General features: G+C 56.4%; 19 protein-coding genes, 1 tRNA gene and 1 other RNA gene. 10 read left to right on the top strand and 11 right to left on the bottom strand.

Features of this window, described 5'->3' with window-relative positions:
• Window positions 1-30: 30 nt before the first annotated feature.
• The 3 genes from ffs to NBV64_RS04895 form a co-directional block, all read right to left on the bottom strand.
• An RNA gene (gene ffs, locus NBV64_RS04905) (signal recognition particle sRNA small type) lies at window positions 31-128 on the bottom strand.
• 16 nt (window positions 129-144) lie between these two features.
• Entirely contained in the window at window positions 145-3,447 is a 3,303-nt protein-coding gene (locus NBV64_RS04900) for a UvrD-helicase domain-containing protein (protein ID WP_250756788.1), read from the bottom strand.
• Complete coding sequence (locus tag NBV64_RS04895; RefSeq protein ID WP_250756787.1) at window positions 3,447-6,095, bottom strand: hypothetical protein; 2,649 nt, start codon at window positions 6,093-6,095, stop codon at window positions 3,447-3,449. Before NBV64_RS04895 ends, NBV64_RS04900 begins: the two co-directional genes overlap by 1 nt.
• 108 nt (window positions 6,096-6,203) lie before the next feature.
• Here NBV64_RS04895 and NBV64_RS04890 point away from each other — a divergent pair, with 108 nt between their 5' ends.
• Window positions 6,204-7,016 (top strand): TOBE domain-containing protein, encoded by an 813-nt coding sequence (locus NBV64_RS04890; protein ID WP_009461326.1) that lies wholly within the window; start codon window positions 6,204-6,206, stop codon window positions 7,014-7,016.
• Here NBV64_RS04890 and NBV64_RS04885 read toward each other — a convergent pair.
• From NBV64_RS04885 to modA, 3 genes are read right to left on the bottom strand one after another with little or no spacing between them, the layout of a single operon-like run.
• Window positions 7,006-7,707 carry a sulfate/molybdate ABC transporter ATP-binding protein gene (locus tag NBV64_RS04885; RefSeq protein WP_250756786.1) on the bottom strand — a complete coding sequence of 234 codons (702 nt, stop codon included), beginning with the start codon at window positions 7,705-7,707 and terminating at the stop codon, window positions 7,006-7,008. The two genes, NBV64_RS04890 and NBV64_RS04885, sit on opposite strands and share 11 nt — an antisense overlap.
• Window positions 7,704-8,384: a molybdate ABC transporter permease subunit gene (modB, locus tag NBV64_RS04880; RefSeq protein WP_009461324.1), complete on the bottom strand. Its 681-nt coding sequence runs from the start codon at window positions 8,382-8,384 to the stop codon at window positions 7,704-7,706. The genes NBV64_RS04885 and modB overlap by 4 nt, the downstream gene beginning before the upstream one ends.
• Window positions 8,385-8,402: 18 nt before the next feature.
• A complete protein-coding gene (gene modA / locus NBV64_RS04875; RefSeq protein ID WP_250756785.1) occupies window positions 8,403-9,152 on the bottom strand; it encodes a molybdate ABC transporter substrate-binding protein in 750 nt (249 codons plus the stop codon).
• A gap of 176 nt (window positions 9,153-9,328) precedes the next feature.
• Here modA and xerD point away from each other — a divergent pair, with 176 nt between their 5' ends.
• The 3 genes from xerD to NBV64_RS04860 all read left to right on the top strand — a co-directional run bounded on the left by xerD (window position 9,329) and on the right by NBV64_RS04860 (window position 12,336).
• Complete coding sequence (xerD, locus tag NBV64_RS04870; protein ID WP_009461321.1) at window positions 9,329-10,225, top strand: site-specific tyrosine recombinase XerD; 897 nt, start codon at window positions 9,329-9,331, stop codon at window positions 10,223-10,225.
• A gap of 15 nt (window positions 10,226-10,240) precedes the next feature.
• A complete protein-coding gene (ybaK, locus tag NBV64_RS04865; RefSeq protein ID WP_035270993.1) occupies window positions 10,241-10,735 on the top strand; it encodes a Cys-tRNA(Pro) deacylase in 495 nt (164 codons plus the stop codon).
• A 377-nt stretch (window positions 10,736-11,112) separates the two neighbouring features.
• Window positions 11,113-12,336 carry an MFS transporter gene (locus NBV64_RS04860; protein WP_250756784.1) on the top strand — a complete coding sequence of 408 codons (1,224 nt, stop codon included), beginning with the start codon at window positions 11,113-11,115 and terminating at the stop codon, window positions 12,334-12,336.
• A 220-nt stretch (window positions 12,337-12,556) separates the two neighbouring features.
• Here NBV64_RS04860 and NBV64_RS04855 read toward each other — a convergent pair whose 3' ends face one another.
• Window positions 12,557-13,036, bottom strand: coding sequence for a nuclear transport factor 2 family protein (locus tag NBV64_RS04855; RefSeq protein ID WP_031232991.1), 480 nt, complete (start codon window positions 13,034-13,036; stop codon window positions 12,557-12,559).
• Window positions 13,037-13,052: 16 nt separating this feature from the next.
• Entirely contained in the window at window positions 13,053-13,664 is a 612-nt protein-coding gene (locus NBV64_RS04850; RefSeq protein WP_009461315.1) for an NAD(P)-dependent oxidoreductase, read from the bottom strand.
• A gap of 151 nt (window positions 13,665-13,815) precedes the next feature.
• Here NBV64_RS04850 and NBV64_RS04845 point away from each other — a divergent pair, with 151 nt between their 5' ends.
• Window positions 13,816-14,205, top strand: coding sequence for a winged helix-turn-helix transcriptional regulator (locus NBV64_RS04845; RefSeq protein ID WP_203145041.1), 390 nt, complete (start codon window positions 13,816-13,818; stop codon window positions 14,203-14,205).
• Between the two features lie 62 nt (window positions 14,206-14,267).
• Here the strand turns inward: NBV64_RS04845 and NBV64_RS04840 are convergent, their stop codons facing one another.
• Entirely contained in the window at window positions 14,268-14,693 is a 426-nt protein-coding gene (locus NBV64_RS04840) for a PACE efflux transporter (protein ID WP_009461311.1), read from the bottom strand.
• A 325-nt stretch (window positions 14,694-15,018) separates the two neighbouring features.
• Here NBV64_RS04840 and NBV64_RS04835 point away from each other — a divergent pair, with 325 nt between their 5' ends.
• Complete coding sequence (locus NBV64_RS04835; protein WP_250756783.1) at window positions 15,019-15,630, top strand: hypothetical protein; 612 nt, start codon at window positions 15,019-15,021, stop codon at window positions 15,628-15,630.
• 27 nt (window positions 15,631-15,657) lie between these two features.
• On the opposite strand, the gene NBV64_RS04830 is transcribed toward NBV64_RS04835, so the two are convergent.
• Window positions 15,658-16,137, bottom strand: a complete 480-nt coding sequence (locus NBV64_RS04830) for a low affinity iron permease family protein (RefSeq protein WP_026485221.1) — start codon at window positions 16,135-16,137, stop codon at window positions 15,658-15,660.
• 966 nt (window positions 16,138-17,103) lie between these two features.
• Window positions 17,104-17,178: transfer RNA gene (locus NBV64_RS04825), tRNA-Arg, on the bottom strand.
• A 552-nt stretch (window positions 17,179-17,730) separates the two neighbouring features.
• Between NBV64_RS04825 and dctP the strand changes: the two genes are divergently transcribed.
• The 4 genes from dctP to NBV64_RS04805 are packed head-to-tail and all read left to right on the top strand — an operon-like array spanning window position 17,731 to window position 21,328.
• The gene (dctP, locus tag NBV64_RS04820; RefSeq protein WP_250756782.1) at window positions 17,731-18,789 is read left to right on the top strand and encodes a TRAP transporter substrate-binding protein DctP; all 1,059 of its coding nucleotides are present in this window, start codon (window positions 17,731-17,733) and stop codon (window positions 18,787-18,789) included.
• 26 nt (window positions 18,790-18,815) lie between these two features.
• Window positions 18,816-19,337 (top strand): TRAP transporter small permease subunit, encoded by a 522-nt coding sequence (locus NBV64_RS04815; protein WP_009461299.1) that lies wholly within the window; start codon window positions 18,816-18,818, stop codon window positions 19,335-19,337.
• Window positions 19,334-20,653, top strand: coding sequence for a TRAP transporter large permease (locus tag NBV64_RS04810; RefSeq protein ID WP_250756781.1), 1,320 nt, complete (start codon window positions 19,334-19,336; stop codon window positions 20,651-20,653). The genes NBV64_RS04815 and NBV64_RS04810 overlap by 4 nt, the downstream gene beginning before the upstream one ends.
• A 24-nt stretch (window positions 20,654-20,677) precedes the next feature.
• Complete coding sequence (locus NBV64_RS04805) at window positions 20,678-21,328, top strand: GntR family transcriptional regulator (protein WP_035271006.1); 651 nt, start codon at window positions 20,678-20,680, stop codon at window positions 21,326-21,328.
• Window positions 21,329-21,360: the final 32 nt, after the last annotated feature.

Genomic DNA, 21,360 nt, shown 5'->3' with positions numbered 1-21,360 from the left:
CCGGGCGCGCATAACCCGATAAGCAAATGAAGTGGCGAGCCTGACTCCGGCACTGATTCTGCACGGCTGTGGCTGCTTCGTTCCCGACCTGACCAGATTCACCGCCGAACCATGCGGAGGGGCCCGCCGACCAATAGTGTAGCATCAATACGGCAGCCAAAGATCGGCTCTCGGGAAATAAAGTGCAGCCTGCGCGGGCCGGCCATCCAGAGCCTGCACCTGCTCACAATACCGCTGCAATTGCGGCGCATAACGCTCCAGCATCCGGGCCTTGAAATCGTCCAGACTTTCATGCTCGGCAGGTCGTCCGGTCTTGTAATCCACCACCAGCCAGTGATCTTCCTGGGAAATGGCCAGGTCAATAATCGACACCCGGCCACTGACGTCCAGCAAGGACCATTCCCGGTAAGCTCGGCTGACGCCCAGCAGCCAGCGGCCCCGTTCCGTCTGTACGGTCGCAGTAATCGCTTCAAACAGGGATTGGGCGGCTTCATCCAGATAGGTCGCTGGCACACCAGCACGCAACAGTTGACGACGCATCACGGCGCGGCCTTGCTGCAAGCGTTCTACCGGCCATTGCTCCAGCCCTTCACGGCCCAGCTTTTCCAGCCAGTCGTGGGCAACCGTACCAATGGCTTTTTCATGAGTCGTGTCCAGAGACCACTGCCAGCTTTGATACTGCGGGCTGTCGGCCTGCAACTGCTCGGGCGGCGCGGCCGGCAAGCTCACCACTCGCTGCAACAATGCCGCGGAACCTTGCCCGGATTCCTCTTGCTGTCCGCCCTGCTCGGCTTGCCAAACAGGAGCCTGTGGCTGCTCCAGGACCGGCCAGACACGGCTCAGCAAGGAGCGGCCATCCGGCTCGCGCAGGCCCTTATCCTGGGTGATACTCAATTCCGCAAACAGATGCAGCTCCTGACGGGCACGCGTCAGGGCCACATATAACAAGCGGTGGCTTTCCTGCTCGGCCCGGATACGCTCCCGCGCCGCCAGAAACTGCGACACCGGATCGCGCTGCTCGCTGCCCTTGTGACTGATCGGCCCCAGAATCAAGCGCTCGGCGCTGTGCTCCAGACGAATCAACGGCTCGGAGTCGGCTGCTGACTGCTTGTGCAAGCCAAACAAAATGACAGTTTCAAACTCCAGGCCCTTGGACTTGTGAATCGTCATCACCTCCACGGCCTTGCCCGTACCTTGCGGGGTGGCATACAGCGACTCCACACGGGCCTGCAATTGTTGCTGGTCGGGCGGTCCGTAAGGGCATAACTCCTCCAGCAGACGCAAGACTTGTTCTGCATCCGCCTGATCAGCCAGGCTTGGATAGACTTGCGGCCCGCCCAAGCGCGTCCAGCATTCCTGCACCCAGGCAGCAAAAGGCATCAAGCCACTACGATTGCCTTTGTCCAGCAAGATCTGGCAAGCAAAGAGCAGACGAGAACGCTCGTTGGCATCCCAGTCTTCAAAATCCTGATTGTGTGTAAGCTCGGCCAAGGTCTGTGTAGGATGCAAGGCGCACAGGCGGTGCAGACTCTCCAAACGCAGGCCGATCAATGGCGAGCGCAACACAGACAGCCAAGCCAGTCGATCAGCCGGGTGCGCCAAGGCACGGACCAACTGCACCAGATCAGCCACCACAGGACGCTGTTGCAAGGGTTCCAGTTCTACGGCTCGACACGGTATGCCCTGCTCGCCCAGCTTGCGCACCAGACCATGCAAGTGCGAACGTGCTCGCACCAGAATCGCCACCGGATGTTCGCTGTCCTGATAACGTTCCAGAGCTTGGGCCGCACACTGAACCGCCTCCTGCACTGCACGCTCTTGAGCCGCTTGCTGCGACGGCACAGCGTCCTCTCCCCTAGCCACTCGGAAATGCCAGGACGGATGAAAATGCACCGCCCAATCGGGGATATCGGGCTTGAAGGCGGTCGAGTGTTCGTAGGTGACCATGCCCAGATCCGGGTCAGGTCGAGCCGGAAACAATTGCGCCCCCACTTTGTTCACCCATTCCACCAAGCGCGGATGTGAACGGAAGTTATTACTGAGATTCAGCGGCTCCAGCTCTACTTCGCCCAAGCGTCGAGCTTGCCAGACTTGCAGAAACAAACCCACTTCCGCCTTGCGGAAACGGTAAATGGACTGCATGGGGTCGCCCACCAAAAACAGACTGCGCCCGTCGCCCGGCTCCCAGCCGCTGGTCAGGCGTTCCAGCAACTGCACCTGGGATTGGCTGGTGTCCTGGAACTCGTCTACCAGCAAATGGCGTATGGACCTGTCCATGCGCAAGAGCAGCTCGCCCGGCTCGTCGGCATCACCCAAGGCTTGCAAGGCACGTTGGGCAATCTCGGTGAAATCGACCTCAGCTTTCTCGGCAAAGCGCAGTTTCAATTGCGCCGCAGCCAGCCACAAGACCTGAATCAGATTGGACAGGACTTCTTGCTGCTGGGGGGAGTATTGCTCGGGCAAAAGGCGTGCACTGGCCAGGCGGGCAATCCAGGGCTCAGCCCCCAGACAATTGCTCAACCACTCGGTCAGCATTTCTTTTTGTGCCGTTTTAGGGGGAAAGCCATTACGCACCGTCAGGCTTTTGCGCAGATCGCCTTTATCCGTCAGCAACAAGGCTGCCAGACCACGCCAGCGCGGCAAATCGTCCATGACCGGGGCCAGGTTATCGCCTTGCCAATCCGCCAAGGCCAGCACATCGCCGCTTTCCAGATTCGAGGCCGAAAAACAGGCCAGGGGGGCCAAGGTTCGCGCCCAACCGGGTGGCAGTGAATCGCTTAGCTGCTGCAGCTGCTGCTCCACCACCTCACGCAAACTGTCTTGTAAAAAGGCTACATCACCGCCCTGCCCCACCGCTGGCAACCACTGTTCACGGCTGGCCAACATACCGGCCAACAGAGCTTGCGCCTGCAGCAGGTTCACATCCATGTGTTCCAGAAAACGCGCCACGCTGGGCACGCTTTCCGCCATCTCCAGCGTGGCCCAAGCCGCCGCTTCGTAATGCTCCTGGGCCTTATCGGTAATGGCCGGAACCCCGCCCAGCCCCGTAATCCAGGGCATGGCGCGTACCAGGTGGGCACACAAGGAGTCGATGGTCCGGATGCTTAAACGGGCCGGGTAAGCCAGCAAATCCCACTGCTGCTCCTGATTGCGCTGCATGGCGGCACGCGCCAGTTCCCAGCTGCGTACCCGGTAGGGCTCGGCAGGCCGTTCCTGATTGGCAGCGGCCAACTTCTCCAGTACACGCGCATGCATTTCAGCCGCAGCTTTACGGGTGAAGGTAATGGCCACTATTTCTTCTGGCCGCTGCACGCGAGCCAGCAAGGCCAGAATCCGATCGGTCAGCAGCTCTGTCTTGCCGGAACCGGCTGGGGCCTGGACCAGAAAGGAGGACTCGGGGTCCAGTGCCCGTGCACGGGCGGGGCTATCGCTAGGGACTGTCACCATTACACCTCTCCTCCATTGTCTTGGAGGTCTTCCTGGAACAAACGTAAAAAGGGCAAAACATCGCAATACAGCAAATCGTTGCGGTTCCAGATCTGGTTGGCGGCCTGCCCTTGCAGGAACTCATCTGCCAAGCCTTCCACCGCCTGTTTCCACTGCGCGATTTGGGCGGTCCACTGCTGGGCGCTCTCCAATTCGGTCAGACCCTCAATATCCATGCCGGGCGCGGCCAAACCGCTTAAACCGACCTGTCGGGCATGCAAGCGTACAAAGGCCAAACCACTGACGGTGCGGCCCTCATCCTGCAAGGCGGCGGCATAAAACGGCAATTGCAGATTCACGGGTCTGGGCCGCAGCCAGTCTTTATCGGGCCGCAGCTCGCCTATGCCGGTTTTGTAATCCAACAGTAATTGCTCGCCATCAGCCAGATCATCCAAGCGGTCCAGACGCAGGTTCAGACGTAACAAGCCTCGATTCCAGCTCAATTCATGCTCCGTCGCCCCCAGGGCGAACGGTGGGCGCTGGGCTTCCTGATGAGCGTACTCATTCAAGACGGCCAGACCCCGCTCCATTTCCAGGCTGCGCAGCACTGGACCGTAATCGGCCAGCTCTTCTTGCGCCGCTTGATCGATGCACGTTTGCACCACATCCAGCAGTGAGCCCTCACCAATCAGCTCATGCAGGCTGTCCTGATCCTTCACACGCAGCCAGAACAATTCGACGGCGCGGTGCAGGAACATCCCGCGTGTATTCATATCGCCCACACGGGCGTAGTCGGGCAAGGCCTGACCATGTAGCCGAAACTTCACAAACGCCCACAAGGGATTGCGAGCCTGGGTATCCAGCACACTGATCCCGCCACGTATGCGCTCTTCCTGTTTCAAGCTGGGGCCTTGCTCGTCCAGCAAGGCTTCCTGTGCGACGGCCTGCTCTGCCTGCACCGCCCAAGGCATTTCAAGCACAGGCCAATGAGCAATCAAGGGACTGGGCCTCAGCTCCTGTTCGCCCTGATGCAAAGGCGCACTTAGCAAAACCTGATTCCCACAGCGTAGCAAGGCACTCAGCATCCAGCGCGCCCATTCCAGCTCCCGCTCTGGCGTACTGCGAGGTGCCGAGACTCGACGCAACACCTGGGCAGGAATCAAAGGATTGGGTTTGACCGCAGCAGGCAAAATATCATCGGTCAGGCCCAGCACCCATACGGTATCCCAGCGCCCGCCTTCCGCTTCCAGAAAACCCAGCACGTCCAGCCGGGAACGTGGGTCTCGTTGTGGCTGGAACAAATTTTCACGGGCCATGCGGGCCAAAGCGCTTTGTGCCTTCAAGGCACTGATGCGACCCAAGACCGGCGCTTGCTGCGCCAGTTGCAGCAGCAAGGCTTCCAAAGCCTCCAGAGTTTGAAACTGGGCACTATCCAGACGGTTAGTGCCCGGAAAGCCCAAAGCCTCCAGGCATTGGCGCATGACCGACGCCCAGGTATCCACTCCTTGAGCGCCTGCCGATACGGACTCGAAGCGTTCCACCGCCTTGCCCCAGGCCAGAGCCAGTTCGGGTGTGTGGAAGCTGAGCATGTCGGCAAATTCTTTACGGCTAACTTGTGTAATGCGGTTGTCGCGCCAGGCCTTGTCAATGCGGGCACGGCCACCTGCTTCAGACTGTTCTGCCTGACACGCTCCCAAACGCAAGGCTTCGCCCAGCATGGCGGGCTCGGCCTGCCCCTTGGTCGCCAGCGTAAACAAGGCCTTCAACCAGGCCATGGCCGCTTCAACCACTGGCCACTCAGCCAAGGATCGGGCTGCCGCCACGTTATAGGGCAACGCACCTTGATCCGTGTGCATGGCCTGTCGCAAAAGACGATGCACCAGCGGCAATTGCGTTTCCAGCTGCGCGGCCACAATGGCTACTGTGCGATCCGGGTCCTCGTCCAATTGACGACGCGCCCACTGCACCGCCAGGCGCCATTCCGTATCCGCATCCTGCGCCTGCACCCGATACACCTCTGTCGCCGGAGCCTCTTCGTGCTGCAGCTGGAGAATCTCTACCCCCATGTCCTGCAAACCACTCAACAAACTTTGCAGGCGTGGCGAATATTCATGAAAACCATGCAGCACCATATGGCGATGACGCATGTGCAAGGCGCCTGCCTGCACCGCTTTGAGCACACGCTCCGCAGCCAGGTTTGCATCATCCAGATCTGCCTGCTCCAGGCTTTGCCGGTAGTGAGAGCGCCATTGCATGAAGCGTTCAAAATCCACGCTGGCCTCGCCGGGTTTCAGCTCGATATTCCATTCATCCAGCAAGGTATCGGCTTCACAGGCCAGGCGCGCTGCCTGGCCTACATCCAGGAAATAACCCTCTTCCTCGCACTGCTCGATACTGTGCTCCCAGCGCTGCAAGGCGGCGAAACGATCCATCTGGTGCGCGGCTGGTTGCCATTGTTCGGAAAAGCAAAGCTGATCGCTGGCCTGCGCCAGCCACGCGCCCAAAGGCACAATTTCCGGTACGGCAACCGTCCCGCCAGCACCCGCCAGACGGGCCGACAAATGTCCCAGCAGGCGGCGCGCATAGCGCTTGTTCACGGTCAAGACAACCGTCTCGGCACTATTGAGCTCCTGCAATTGAGCCATGGAAACAGCAGGGGTGTCGTACATAGAAAAAACCAGTTAAGGTTGCAAGAAAACAGAACGGCCAGCAGCGCTGATCCGGCCATTGTACCGGCGCTCTATCCCTAGTTTGTTCCCGCCCTTACACTTATCACCATGTCTAGTTCAAACACCCCCAATACCGAATTAACCGGCAGCCTGTCGCTGCGCACTGGCGACCATACCTGGGGTAGCGCCCGCCGTATGGCCTTGCTGGCCGCCATTGCCGAGCAGGGTTCGATCTCTGCCGCTGCCCGTCATATTGGCATCAGCTACAAAGCGGCCTGGGACGCCATCGACATCATGAATAATATGGCGGGCGAACCTCTGGTGCTGCGCAGTACGGGCGGTCATCGTGGTGGCGGTGCCACCCTGACGCCCAAAGCCGTCGAACTGCTGGAGCTGTATCAAACCTACGACCGGCTGCATCAACGCTTCATGAGCCGTATTGGTCGTTTAATGCCTTCCGTGGCGACTCAAATGGAGTTACTCCAAACCATGATCATGCAAACTTCGGCTCGCAACCAACTGCCCGGTATCGTTACCACGATTAAAACGGGAGCCGTCAACGACGAAATTCATGTGGATATTGGCCAGGGCCAAATCGTGGTCGCGTCCATCACACGAGAAAGCACGGAAAACCTGGGCCTGCGTGAGGGGCAGAAAGTTCTGGCCTTTCTGAAAGCGTCCTCGATCATGATTGGCACGGGCGACACCCGTAACTCCCTGTCCGCACGCAATCAACTGCCCGGCACGATTACCGATGTCATTACCGGTGCCGTCAATGCAGAAGTACGTCTGGAACTGCCACAGGGCCTGACAGTCACCGCCAGCATCACCCTGGACAGCACACAGCGCTTGCACCTGGAAGCAGGCCAGTCCGCCTATGCACTGTTCAAGGCATCCAGCGTGATGATCGCTACGCTGTAAGAGCTTCCAGATCCGCGCTGGTACAGCATTCGATAATGCGTCCATCGCGAATACGATAGACCTCTTGGGCCAGGGCCCTGGCATCCTCAGGATCGTGGGTGATCAGGATAGTGGGAATATCGATCTGGCTTTGCAACTGAGCCAGTTCAGCCCGCAAACGCGCACGCAAGTCCTGATCCAGGGCCGCCAAAGGCTCATCCAGCAAAAGCAGCTGAGGTTCAATAGCCAAGGCTCGCGCCAAGGCACAACGCTGCTTTTGCCCGCCCGACAGTTGGGCGGGATAGCTGCTTAATACCGACTCCAGCTGAAACGCTTCTACCCAACGCTGGGCAGCCGCAGGCATGTCTCGCACGGAGCGGTTGAACAAGCCCGTGTTCAGACCAAAGCAAATATTCTGTGCTGCGGTCAGATGCGGGAACAGGCCGTAGTCCTGAAACAGGTACGCCACCCGACGCTCGCGTGGTTTCAGGTTGATGCCTTTTTCAGAATCAAAATAGACCTGATTGCCAATTTGAATGCGGCCATGGTCGGGCCGCAACAAGCCCGCCACGCTTTGCACCGTCAAGGACTTGCCCGAACCCGAAGGCCCGTACAGGGCAATATGACGGGCTTCGGTTTGAATCTGAATGTTCAAGTCGAAATGACGGGCCTCGCTGACCACGGTGCGTTGAATCTGTACAGTCAGGCTCATTGCATCCCTCTTTTACGGCGTACGTGACGGGGTGACAAGGCACTGGTACTCCACAGGACCAGCACACAAGTAATCGAAATAATAGCGACCAGCACCAATGCCTGCTGATCCTCCCCTGCCTGGACTGCCTCGTAAATGGCGATGGACATGGTTTGGGTGCGCCCCGGTATGCTGCCCGCGATCATCAACGTAGCGCCGAACTCGCCCAAAGCGCGGGCAAAGGCCAGCAAAACGCCTGCCATGATGCCACGCGCTGCCAAAGGCAGGCTGACACGAAAGAAGATGGCCAAGGGCTTCAGACCCAGCACGCTGGCCGCATTTTCCAGGCGGGGGTCCACATCCTCAAAAGCCGCACGCGCGGCCTTCAAAATCATGGGAAAAGCTACGACAGTCGCGGCAATCACCGCGCCCTGCCAGGTAAAGACCAGTTCAATCCCCATACTGGAGAGCCATTGCCCAAAGGCACTGCGCCGACCCAGCAAGACCAGCAGGTAATAGCCGATGACGGTAGGCGGCAAAACCATGGGCAAGGTCAAGATGGAATCAAGCAGATCACACCAGCGCGACTGCCAGCGCGACAAGGCATAGGCCACTCCTATACCCAGCACACAGGCAAACAAGGTCGCCCAACCGGCGACCTTGAGCGATAAGCACAGAGGAATCCAAAGTGAAGTCATCCGACGATCAAAATCCTGTCAAGGCTTGGCAAAACCGTATTTTGCCAGCACTTGCTGTCCGGATTCAGACATGACGAAATCCTGGAAAGCCTGAGCCTTGTCATTACGGCCTTCGCGCTGCACCAAGGCAATCGGGTAAGTGACAGGTTCCGTGGTCTTGAGCACTTCCAGCACTTCCACCTTGTCTTTCATGATGGCCGCGTCGGTCGCGAACACGAAACCGGCTTCCACTTCACCACGAGCGACATAATCCAGCACCTGACGCACGTTCTGGCCCAGAATTTCACGCTGTTTCACCGCATCCCACTGACCGGCTTTCTCCAGAGCGGCCTGAGTATAACGACCCACAGGGACGACAGCCGGATTACCTAAAGCAACGCGTTTGACTTCCTCCTTGCCTAGATCGCCAGCGTTCGTAACCCTGGCAGGGTTGTCGCTAGGCACAATCAGCACAACCTGATTCTGCACAAAATTCTTGCGGGTGGCAGGATCCACAGCCTTGGCCTCTTCGGCCTTGTTCATGGCTTTCTGATCTGCCGAAGCAAACACATCCACAGGAGCGCCATTGACGATCTGCTGCAACAGCACGTCCGATGCTGCAAAACTGGTCAGCACTTTGGTGCCCGGATGCTCTGCCTCAAACTGGCCAGCCAGTTCCTTGAAGGCGTTGGTCAGACTGGCGGCGGCGGCCACAACCAATTCATCGGCTTGCGCGGCGCCTTGCAAGAACAGGGATAAGGCAGCGACCGATACGACACGTTTGAACATTGTTTTCTCCTCCAAGGGCAGGTGTAACGAATTAGTATAATCAGGAAATATATATAGGTATATAGCGTAAATCTACCCGTCTGCTGAATGAAGCTCATCATCCCGGAGTGATAGCATGATGGCTTTCCAGCTTCATTCCGGCTGCCAAAAGCACGCTTTACGACTCTTCCATCCTCATGACGCAAGCCAGTCTGATTTCCGATTTCATCACCATGCTCTGGTTGCAGGACGGCCTGTCTGCCAACACCCAACAAGCGTATCGGCAGGATCTGGAACGCCTGGAGGAATGGGCTCAACAAGAGCGCGAAGGCAAAGCGCTGGAGCAGTTGGAAGCCAAGGATTTGCGGGAATGGATGGCCAGCCAGGCAGATCAGAGCAAGGCCAGCACAGCCAATCGCAGGCTGGCCACCTTACGTCGCTTTTACAACTGGACAGTGCAAGAAGGCATGCGGCAGGACGATCCCTGCCTGGAATTGAGCAGCGCCCGACAGGCCCCACGCGTCCCGCACACCTTGTCCGAAGAACAGGTAGAACGCCTGCTGGCTGCCCCGGACATACATAATCCCTTGGGGCTGCGCGATCGCTGCATGCTGGAAACCTTGTATGCCAGCGGTTTGCGCGTCACGGAACTGACTGAACTGCCCTTGCAGAACCTGAGCCTGAGCGATGGCGTGCTGCGCATCGACCAGGGCAAGGGGGGCAAGGACAGGCTGGTGCCCTTGGGGCAGGAGGCCCTGCACTGGATCGAACGCTATATGCAGGAATCCCGCCCTGCCTTGCTGGGCCAGCGCCGCAGCGATTTTGTCTTTATTACCGGGCGCGGCACCTGCATGAGCCGCCAATCCTTTTGGTTGATCGTCAAGAAATATGCGGTTCAGGCCGGTGTTCTGGCCCCCTTGTCGCCGCACGTTTTACGTCATGCTTTCGCGACCCATTTGCTCAACCACGGCGCCGACCTGCGCGTGGTGCAAATGCTCTTGGGACACGCCGACATTTCCACGACCCAGATTTATACTCATGTGGCACGTGAGCGCTTGAAAGCCTTGCACGCAGCCCATCATCCACGCGCCTGAGCGCACTACCAAGATATGGCTAAAGAAAAACACGTTAGCGAAACACCGGCCACACAGTGGCTACGTAAAAATGGCATTTCCTTTACCGAGCATAGCTACAACTATGTCGATCATGGCGGAGCCATGGAAGCGGCAGCCCAGCTGGGTCTGGATCTGCACCGGGTGGCCAAGACCCTGATAATGGAAGATGAAAGCGCCAAGCCCCTGATCATCGTGATGCACGGCGACCGTGAAGTCTCCACCAAGAATCTGGCCCGTCAAACCGGCGCGAAAAAGATCGCCCCCTGTAAACCAGATGTGGCTCAACGCCATTCTGGCTATATGGTTGGCGGCACCTCGCCCTTTGCCACCCGCAAGGCCATGCCGGTGTGGCTGGAAGAAGAACTGCTGGAATTCGACACCATTTACATCAATGGTGGCCGACGAGGCTATTTGCTGGGCATCAATCCCCAGGTTCTGATCGACAAGCTGGGGGCACGCCCCGTACAGGCTGGCCTGGAAAAAGGCTGATCTTACTTAGCGGCAGGTATAAAAAGACGGCGCAGTCAGCCCGTCTTTTTTTATGTCTCGCGCTTGCTTGAACCCTCAAACGCCATAATAAACAGCCTGGTTCTGCTCCCTGCACTTCCTGCCACGCGCAGCCACCACCACCACCACCACCACCACCACCACCACCACCACCACCACCACCTCCTCCTCCTCCTCCTCCTCCTCCTCCCGCAACTGGAACTGGAACTGGAACTGGAACTGGAACTGGAACTGGAACTGGAACTGGATAGCAGCGGATTACAACACTGTCCGCTCCATCGCTCTTCACAAAAGCAGGAGATTGCACCTGTGTGACATTTCGCCAGATAATTCAAACCTGAATAATAAGAGGGGACCCCATGTTGCAATCCTTGCGCCAGCCCGCCATCATGACGGTGACTTTGGCGGCTGCTGGCATCCTGATGGTTACCATGGGGATACGCCAATCCTTTGGCCTGTTCGTCGGCCCCGTTGATAAGGCAACCGGCATGGGCATCATGTCCATCAGCTTTGCCATGGCCGTGGGCCAGCTTGCCTGGGGGGCCATCCAGCCTATTGCCGGTGCCTGCTCCGACCGTTGGGGCCCGGACCGGGTTCTGATCGCGGGCCTTCTGATTCTGGCACTGGGCTGTGCCGTAACACCATTTATTGGTACCGGGCTAGGGCTGACCCTGACGCTGGGCCTGCTGGCCAGTATTGGCTCGGGCGCGGCCAGTTTCTCCACCTTGATTGGCGCTGCCGCCCAACGTATTCCGGATCACGCCCGCGGTCAGGCCTCGGGCCTGATCAATGCCGGCGGCTCCTTCGGGCAGTTCGTCTTTGCCCCCGTGGTGCAAAAGCTGATCGGCTGGGTCGGCTGGATGTCGACCTTTTGGGTTCTGGCCCTGACCGCCCTGCTGACCCTGCCTCTGATTCGCAAGCTAAGTCCGGGCAGCAAGCCCGAAAAAGCCGCAGCCACCCCAGCCCCTGTTGTCAGCGGTCCCGGTCTGGCCGAGACACTGAAAAGCGCCATGAAGGATCGCAGTTACTTGCTGCTGAGTCTGGGCTTTTTCACCTGCGGTTTTCACATTGCTTTTCTGGTCACCCACTTACCGGGGGAAATTGACTTGTGCGGGCTGCCACCTTCGGTAGCAAGCTGGTCGCTGGCCTTGATCGGCCTGGCCAATATCTTTGGCAGTATTGCCGCCGGTTCCTGCATTGCCCGCTGGCGCAGCAAATACGTGCTGGCCCTGATGTATGCCTCGCGCGCCGTGCTGATCCTGTGGTACTTGATGATGCCTAAAACCGATCTGGTGTTTTACATCTTTGCCATCGGCCTGGGGCTGACCTGGCTGGCTACCGTGCCCCCTACCGCCAATATCGTCGCCAAGCTGTTTGGCACGCGCTATCTGGCAACCCTGTTTGGTCTGGCCTTGTTCTCGCACCAGATCGGCGGCTTTCTGGGCGCATGGCTGGGGGGTATCGCCTTGACCCGCTTTGGTGACTACAGCTGGATGTGGTGGGCTGATATTGTCTTGGCCGTACTGGCGGCCATCGTCAATCTGCCGATTCGCGAAGCCAGGATCAAGATGCAAACAGCTTAGACAACTCGCAATCGAAACTTCGCCAAGCAACAGCACAAACGGTTGCCCAAAGAAGAACTCCGTTTACCCCTCATCAAAAAGACCCGCCATAGCTGGCGGGTCTTTTATTTGGCGTAAGCATAAGTCCTCGTTATAACGGGGCAAAGTCTCGCCCCCCTTCGGCGCCGCGCAAGGCTGCTGCCGTATCGGTGGTAAAGAACGGGTTGCCCGAATAGTGAGCTTAGAACATGGTATTGCTATTAGCCGCCTGCTCCGGCACGGCCTGAATCACATCCCAGTGCTCCACAATCTTGCCGTCTTGCACCCGGAAAATATCCATCACAGCCTGCCCGCGATCGGCCTTGCCATTGGTCGAATGCACATGCAGATAAACCAGATCGCCGTCTGCGGCACTGCGCACAATCCGTGCGCGAGACTGCGGGTTCTCTTTGAAATAGCCATCAAAATACCCCACGAAAGGCGCTTTTCCGTCCGGCACCTCCGGGTTGTGCTGGATATAGTCCTCAGCTACGACCGACGCCGCTTCCTGCACCTGATGCTTGTTAAAGAAGCTGTCGTAAAAATCGACCACCAGCTTGCGATTGCTCTCTTCCTGAGCCACATCACGAGTCGGCGAATTGGCAGCCAACGCTGCATTTGTGCTCAACAAGAAAGAGCCCACTAATAAAACTGGAGATACCCATCGGATTAAACCTTTCATCAGTCCCACTCCCTGTTCAATAACCTACGGTGAAGCGCTGGCGTGAATGGGCAGGACGTTCAATCTCGTCCACCAAAGCGATGGCGTAATCCTCATAAGAAATCTTGCTGCCTTGGTCGGAGACCAAAAGGCTGTCTTTGCCGATACGGAATTTGCCTGTGCGCTGGCCGGGGCCAAACTCTGCCGAGGGCGACAGGAAAGTCCAATCCAGCTCTTTTTCCTGACGCAACTGATCCAGAAAGGCAATGCCACCCAAGGCCTCGGTCCGGTAAGCGTCCGGGAAAGCAGGCTGATCAATCAATCGCTGACCGGGGGCCACTTCAAGGCTGGCGGCACCGCCTACCACCAGATAACGCGGCACACCGGCCGCACGAACCGCCGTAATCAGCTTGGAAGGATCTGACGACGCAAAGCGAACCGCGCTAATTGCAATATCGTGCCCTTTCAATAGCGCAATCAAACCATCCAGATCATTCACATCGCCCTGAACTGCGGTGACATTGGGCAGGCTGGCAATTTTTTCAGTATGGCGAGCAATCGCTGTCACCGTATGACCGCGATCCGAGAGTTCTTTCAAAAGGCGCGAACCGACTTCGCCAGAAGCACCTATCAATGCAATACGAGACATAACAGCTCCTTGTGTGCTCAAATAAAGACTTGGTCTAAAAAGTAGACCATTAAGCGTGATGCTAGACAGTTTTTTGACAGTCCACAAGAAGTCACGCAGGCCATACCAGGTCACACGGAAGTGACTATTGAACACAGGAAAGCAAGCCGCCATGTCCTCATCAAGCGCAGCCACACTGGCTTCCAGCCCCATACAGGAAGAATTTGAGCAACCCTGTCCCATCCGGGATGTACTGGATCGGATTGGCGACCAATGGAGCCTGCTGATCCTGGAATCGCTGGCACCGGGCACCCTGCGCTTTAATGAGCTGGGCCGGGAAATCGGCGATATTTCCCGTCAAATGCTCTCACGCACACTCAAGCGGCTGGAAACTGATGGATTTGTACAACGAACCTTGTACGCCGAAGTACCGCCCCGCGTGGAATACACGCTGACCGAATTGGGGCAGTCTTTTCTGGTACCTATGCGAGAACTGGTGAAGTGGGCAGACGTACACCACGCCCGTATCTGTCAGGCGCGGCGGGAAGCTCAGGTGCAGTGATAAAGCCAATCCAGCAGAAACAAAAAAAGCCGCATTACGCGGCTTTTTCTTGGACGACTAGGTCAAGCCGCACTGGCCGGCAAACCGAACACCCGGTCAAAGGTCCAGCTGAAAATAAAGGAATAAATCAGAAAGAACACCAGAATGGCTACTTCCATACGCAAGGCTTCCAGCAAGCCGACCTGATACCACCACATATACAAAGGCACGATAGCAATTACCAGGCCAGCCTCAAAGCTGATGGCATGCACACTACGGCGCAACAGACTGCGGCCTTTGACAGCTTGGCGGGATTCCCAATGTTCGAACGCCGTGTTGAACACGTAGTTCCAGACAATCGCAATCACCGAGATCGCCACAGCAATGGGCGCAGACTCTGAAGCCTCCCCACCGGCAAAGTACGCCAGCAAGAAAGAAGAAAAAACAATGGCAAAAAACTCGAACAAACCCACGTAAAAAACGCGGCGTTTCCAACCCTGGAGTGTCATGACTACCCTGCTGCGGTGCATCAGCCTGGCACTGAAAGAGATTCAGCCGGACGAGACGATGCGTTCAAAAATGGAGTGGCAAATCCGATGCACAGGCCCTCAGCCCGCATCGAAGCTGCAATAAAGCGCACAATCCTACCACAGGCAGGCAGACGGTTTGCAAGGCAGCCCCAATAACCCTTTTCAAACCCGATCGGGCAATATTGTTACCCAAGCCTTACGTCATTCACAGCCCGTATCACTCCTCATCAAATCGCATAATCTGTACGCGTCGCAGCATTTATGGTGTCAGTTCCAACCCTCAACCTCTGGACTGGAGCGAACAATGACATCACATAAAGCCAACACCGAACAGCTGCATGAACTCTTGTATCAAGCCCTGGAAACCGAATTGGGCGGAGAGCAAGTCTATAAAGCAGCCATTTCCTGTGCCAATAACGCGGACCTGAAAAAAGAATGGGAAGGCTACCTGGAAGAAACATTGACACACCAACAGGTGCTGAAAAGTATCTTTGAGGAGCTGGCACTGGACCCCGCCAAACAAACACCCGGCCGACAAGTACTGAAACAGATCGCCTCTGCACTGGTCAAGGCCATGGAGTTGGCCAAACAGGCAGGGGATCCGAATGCGGCAGAGCTGGTCGCATCCGAATGTGTCATTCTGGCCGAAACCAAAGACCATCTGAATTGGCAGTTGATTGGCCTGGTTGGCGAGCAGAGCAAAGACAAGAAACTGGCGACTTTACTCAAACAGGCTCATGACGCCGTCGCTCCCGATGAGGGCCATCACCTCTACCATACCCAGGGATGGTCTCGCGAGCTGTGGATTCAATCCTTGGGATTTCCTGCCGTGCTGCCTCCGCCAGAAGAGCAAAAGCAAGTCGAAACGCCGATCGGGGCCTCGCGGGCCGAGCAGCAACGCAACAAGATGCTGTAAAAAAAGGGCCGCAAGGCCCTTTTATCTTTATGTATCGCCGTCCAGACGTCGGCGCGCTTTCAACGCGATGGAGGAATAATAGGCCTCCAATTTCTTGAGCTGTTTTTCATCCAGCTCCTCAACATCAATCAAGCGCTCATTGGCATCTGTCAGTGAAATAATCAGCTCATCAAGTTTTATATGCAGTGCCTTGCTATCTTTATTCTGATTTTGCTGAATTAAAAACACCATCAAGAAAGTAATAATCGTGGTTCCGGTATTGATAATTAACTGCCAGGTCTCCGAATAATTAAAATAAGGCCCGGACAAGGCCCAGACCAGCACGGCTAAAACAGCAACAGAGAACATGATGGGCGAGCCCGCAAAGCGGGTCACGGTCTTGGCAAAGCAGTCAAACAAACTGTCTACAGAATCTGGCTTGCAAGGTTTGACCACGGGTGGCTCCTCCTGCCTGCACGCAGAGGAGGAAAACGGGTCTTTTTCCAAGGAACGCTTGTCGTTTTTCATGGCAAATTCCTTATAAATAAAAGCAGTTTAGTCGGAAGCCCGCCTCATATATTTCAAATAAAAACGAAACTGGGCAAAATTCAAACACAGCTCGATCAAGGACACACCAGATTTTCCTGCCATCGACTTGAGTCACACCGACGACAAGCCAGCCAAACGATTTGCCCAAGCCTTATCCCCTTGCCTGATGCAAGGATAGACAAGAACTCCTCTGTTTTTTTTACGGGTATTTGCGAACGAAATATCCTTTTACAGCTGACACTACCCAAGCCCCGACAAGATTTGTAAGATGCGGGCTGACTATCTTGCTTTCAGTTTGATAGTTTTTGTAGAAAGTACATTGCTGTCTTTTTTTAAACACGCTATTTCCCATAGCTTTTATTTAAAAAGGAGCAAGAAGTGGGCAAGATCGACCATAAAACCATGTGTATTTTGTGCCAGACTCTGCCGCTTTCCAAAGCGCACACACCTAAGCATGCTTATATGGAACGCGTCACCAAAACAGAGGACTATGGAGACCAGGGAGCACAGAGCCTGTTTCGCTGCTCCGTTTGCCAAACTCACTGGCTTTATCAACAAGACAAATGGAAAAGTTGTCTGGGATTCAAGCTCTGGACCGGGAGTGTGGATGACTATCTGTCCTCAACAAGAAATCCCGTCAAAGCCTGGGGCCACCAACAGACCTCCAGAAGCTCATCTCCGGGTTTTGACAATCGACCGTTCCATTAGCGCCTCCTGCATTCCATAGCACGCATGACTCTTGAATTGTCATCACGAGCGATTAGTCAGGTGCTCAAGCCAGCCTTGTTGCTCAAAACAGGGCTGGCTCGAAAAAAGAAAACGAGCAGGCACGAACAGGCCTGCGCAAAAAGCACAGGATGCTAATCATCAAGTGGGATATCAAAGCTCGGCCTATCAGAACGAGCCTTCAGGACCATGAAGCCGGGCAGGCGTCATGCATAAGAATGGCGGGCCCAGCAGGAATCGAACCTGCAATCTTCCCTTAGGAGGGGAAAGTTATATCCATTTAACTATGGGCCCGGTGGCTTGTCTGCGCAGTGGGCCCAGGCGGGCCAGACGCCACATGCACCGCAGGAATCCAGGCTTTACAACACGCAAGGGTAGATTCGACGCCCTCTCTTGTTCGTAAAAAACCCGCTATTTTCCTGCCTGCTGCTACTGAACGTGCTACAGCAAAAGAACGGTCCAAAGACCCTGTCCTGCCGCCGTGCGCTTCTAAAAAAGCAGTCGCAAAGTGTACCAGCTAGACCGCGGGGACGAAAGGATTGAAACAGCTCAACAAGGCTGCCCCGCAGTGCTTCAAACAAGCATGAAAAAAAACGCATCACGAATGATTTCACCGCTGAAAATCCGCGCCAAAACCAGGTCTGGAACGCCCTTACCCTGTCCTTCCACCATCCAAAAAGAACACCGAAACCCAATCAGCAAGCCACCTCCGGCGCTTTCTAGGACAAACCCCAATCTAAATATGTTGTTAATATATTTAGAAAATATTAAGATCCATCCCATGCTTTGACGCTGGCCGCCAGCCTGCGACGGAGCTGGACTATAAAAAAACCACCGGAGACAAACATGAAATCCAAACTTGTTGCATCCACCCTGGCCGGCCTGTTTCTGCTGGGCAGCATGGCCTCGGCGCAAGCGGCCGAAATCAGTTGGCGCGTACCAACTTCCGTACCCGAAGGCTCCCCGTTTTATCAGAATTTTCTGGAGCGTTTTGCAAAGAACGTGAAGCTCATGACGGGGGATCGTGTCGAGATTCAGCCCTTTGGAGCAGGTGTTATTGTTCCCGCCCTTAAAGTTTTTGAAGCGGTAGAGACCGGCGTAGTAGAGGCGGGGCACTCCACCTCCAGCTACCTGGTCAACCAGGACCCGGCCAATGCCATTTTTGCTGGCTACCCCGGTGGCATGGGACCTGATGCTTACCGCGTCTGGCTGTATGGAGGCGGCGGCAAGGAAAAACTGCAGGAGCTGCGTTCCAAAAACGGTCTCAAAACCATGATTGTCGGTTTGGGTTCGACGGAAGTACTGGCCCACTCCAACACCCCCATCCGAAATGCAGAGGACTTGAAAGGCCTGAAATATCGCACTTCCGGTGCCTGGGCGGACGTAATGAAAGACTATTTCGGTGCCGTTCCCACCGTGGTGCCACCCGGGGACACGTACACCCTGTTGCAGCGCAAAGGGGTCGATGCGGTGGAATGGGCTACCCCCTCCTCCAATACCCCCGAAGGTTTTCATCAAGCCGCCAAATACATTGTGGTCCCTGGCGTGCATCAGCCCACCTTTATGTGGGAAGTCGTCCTGAAGCAGGAAACCTGGGATAAAGTGCCGGCCGATTTGCAGCAACTGATTGAGGCCGCTGCCGAACTGACCACCCACCAATCCCTGGACTACTTCTACAACGCCGACATCAAAGCCATGGAGAAGTACCGCCAGGGTCGCAATGAAGTCATCACTCTGGACCCGGCCTTCATCAAGCAATTGGCGGATGCCGGCAATGATTGGGTACATAAGAAAGCCGAAGCGCAAGCGCAATCGGGCAACGACTACATGAAGAATTTGCTGACTGATTACGACGGATTCCTGAACCGTTGGCGCAGTGAAAGCAATTACCTGATCCGAGACTAAGTCCCACTTTCTGAAGGAGAGCTGCCATGCTGCAGCCTATTTCAAAACTGATCGACTTTATCGCTCTTGCAAGCGCTCGGCTGGCGGAAATGGCGGCGGCAATCCTGGTCACCGCCATGGTATGGGAAGTCTTTGCCCGTTATGTTCTGCATGCCCCCACCGTCTGGGCCTTTGATGTGGCGTACATGATGAATGGGGCTATTTTTCTGCTGGGCATGGCCTGGGTGATGCGTCAGAACGAACACATCAGTATTGATGTGGTTCGCAAGCACTTGCCCAAGTCCCTGGCCCGTATGTCTGACGTGCTCCTGTACCTGCTGGTGCTGTTTCCGCTGTTTGCCATCTTGAGCAAAGTCGGGATACAGAAAGCCTGGATGGCCTGGAAGCTGAACGAGGTCGAAATGGTCAGCCCCTGGGCCCCGGTGATGTGGCCCTTCTACGCCTGCATTGCCATTGGCCTGATCGCCTTTACCTTGCAACTGCTGGCCCATGGCTTGCGCTGTGCTGTCAAAGAACAGAACACTGCTGACGTCGAGGTGAGCCCATGAATTTATGGATCGCCGGACTGATGTTCCCTGCTCTGTTCCTGCTGATTTTTCAGGGCATGCCCGTGGCTTTTGCGCTGATCCTGCCCGCTTTTTTGGCCGGTTGGTACGCCTTTGGCCCCATGATCTTTGACCAGATGTATGGTGCTTTGTATGGAGCGGCCACCAACCATATCCTGTCAGCGATTCCCATGTTTGTGCTGATGGGAGCCCTGCTGGAGCGCTCGGGCATTGCGGCACGCCTGTTTCGCACCATGCAGTTATGGCTGGGCGGCCTGCCAGGCGGGTTGGCCATTGCCACCATCGCCATGGCGGCGACCTTTGCCGCTGCAGCAGGCGTGGTTGGCGCGGTAGAAATCATGGTGGGGCTGATGGCCATCCCGGCCATGAAGCGCTTTCGCTACAACAACTCACTGATCGCGGGCACGATCTGCGCCGGGGGCTCCCTGGGCACCATGATTCCTCCCTCGGTGGTCGCGGTCGTCTATGCCTCCCTGGCACAGGTTCCGGTTGGCGAGCTGTTTGCTGCCATGCTCTTTCCGGGCCTGTTGATGACCACGCTCTTTGTGGCCTACATCCTGATCGCCACCACGCTCAAGCCGGAGCTGGGCCCACGGGCAGATGACGCGGATATGCGCCGACCTTTGGGGGAAAAAATCAGTATCACAATGCGTGGTCTGGTTCCCATGATGCTGCTGATCATCGCTGTTCTGGGCTCCCTGATGAAAGGGATCGCATCGCCCACCGAGGCAGCCGCCTTGGGCGCTACCGCCGCCGCTGTTCTTTGTATCTTCTACCGTCAGTTCAACTGGGAAGTTTTCAGTGGAGCCTTGCGAATCACGGTACGCATTACGGCAATGATCATGCTGATCGTGGCGGGAGGCACCATGTTTACCGGCGCCTTCGCGGCCAATGGAGGTGCCAAGCTGGTACAGATGCTGACAAGCGACTTGGGACTGGGCAGTACAGGTACGATCATTCTGTTCCTGGGCATCGTCTTTGTGCTGGGCTTTGTACTGGACTGGACAGCGAACGTGCTGATTTGCGTTCCGCTTTTCCTGCCTTTTATTGTGGCAAGCGGGCTGGACCCCTTATGGTTTGGCGTGATGGTGATCGTTGTCATTCAGACCAGCTATCTGACACCGCCCCTAGCCTCTTCCATTTTCTACCTGCTGTCCATTGCCCCGAAAGACATGACATACGGACAAGTTTGTCGAGGTGTAGTGCCGTTTATTCTTGCTCAATTGCTGACCCTGCTGATCGTCGCTCTGTTTCCGGCGATTGCAACCTGGCTGCCCCAGCAAGTATCCGGCTTTTAACGCAATTTTTATATTGGAGTCTCCGTGAGTAGCGCCCCCACCCCCTCTTCTCGTGCCGCTGAAATCGCCTATCAAGCGATTGAGCAGTTAATTGCCACTCTCAAACTGGAGCCTGGTCAGGCCATTGTAGAAAGTGATTTGGTGGAAATGACAGGTTTGGGACGCACCCCCTTGCGTGAAGCCCTGATGCGCATGGTGGCCTTGGGATTGATCGAGCAACAGCCCCGCCGCGGCCTGCGTGTCAGTGAAATCCGTGTGGCTGAACATCTGACTCTGATTGAAACGCGCCGTGTCCTGGAGCGCCTGATTGTGCAGGGCGCCGCCCGCTGGGCGACTCCAGCCCAGCGCAGCGCCTTGCTCGGTCACGCCCAGGCCATGGTGGATGCTGCTGACGCCAAGGATATCGACGCCTACATGCTGGCCGACCAGCATCTGGACGAAGTCATCCACCAGGCCTGTCGCAACACCTTTGCTGTGCAAGCGGTCACTCCCATGATCGTTCAGTGCCGACGGTTCTGGTACGCCTATCAATATGAAGGGGACCTGGAGGCCGGAGCCCAGGCTCATCTGACCCTGGCCGAAGGCATCCAGGATGGAAACCCCGAACAGGCCTTGCAGGGCTCCGAGACGCTGATGGCCTACCTTAGCGCCTTCACCCGCAAAGTCATCGAATAAACCGATAGATCAACTATTAATAATCTGGAGAC

It is taken from the genome of Alcaligenes sp. DN25 (genome assembly GCF_023674485.1).
GTDB lineage: Bacteria > Pseudomonadota > Gammaproteobacteria > Burkholderiales > Burkholderiaceae_B > Alcaligenes > Alcaligenes phenolicus.
The sequence above is the reverse complement of the archived record's forward strand: the minus strand, read 5'-3'. Positions and strand labels throughout refer to the sequence as shown.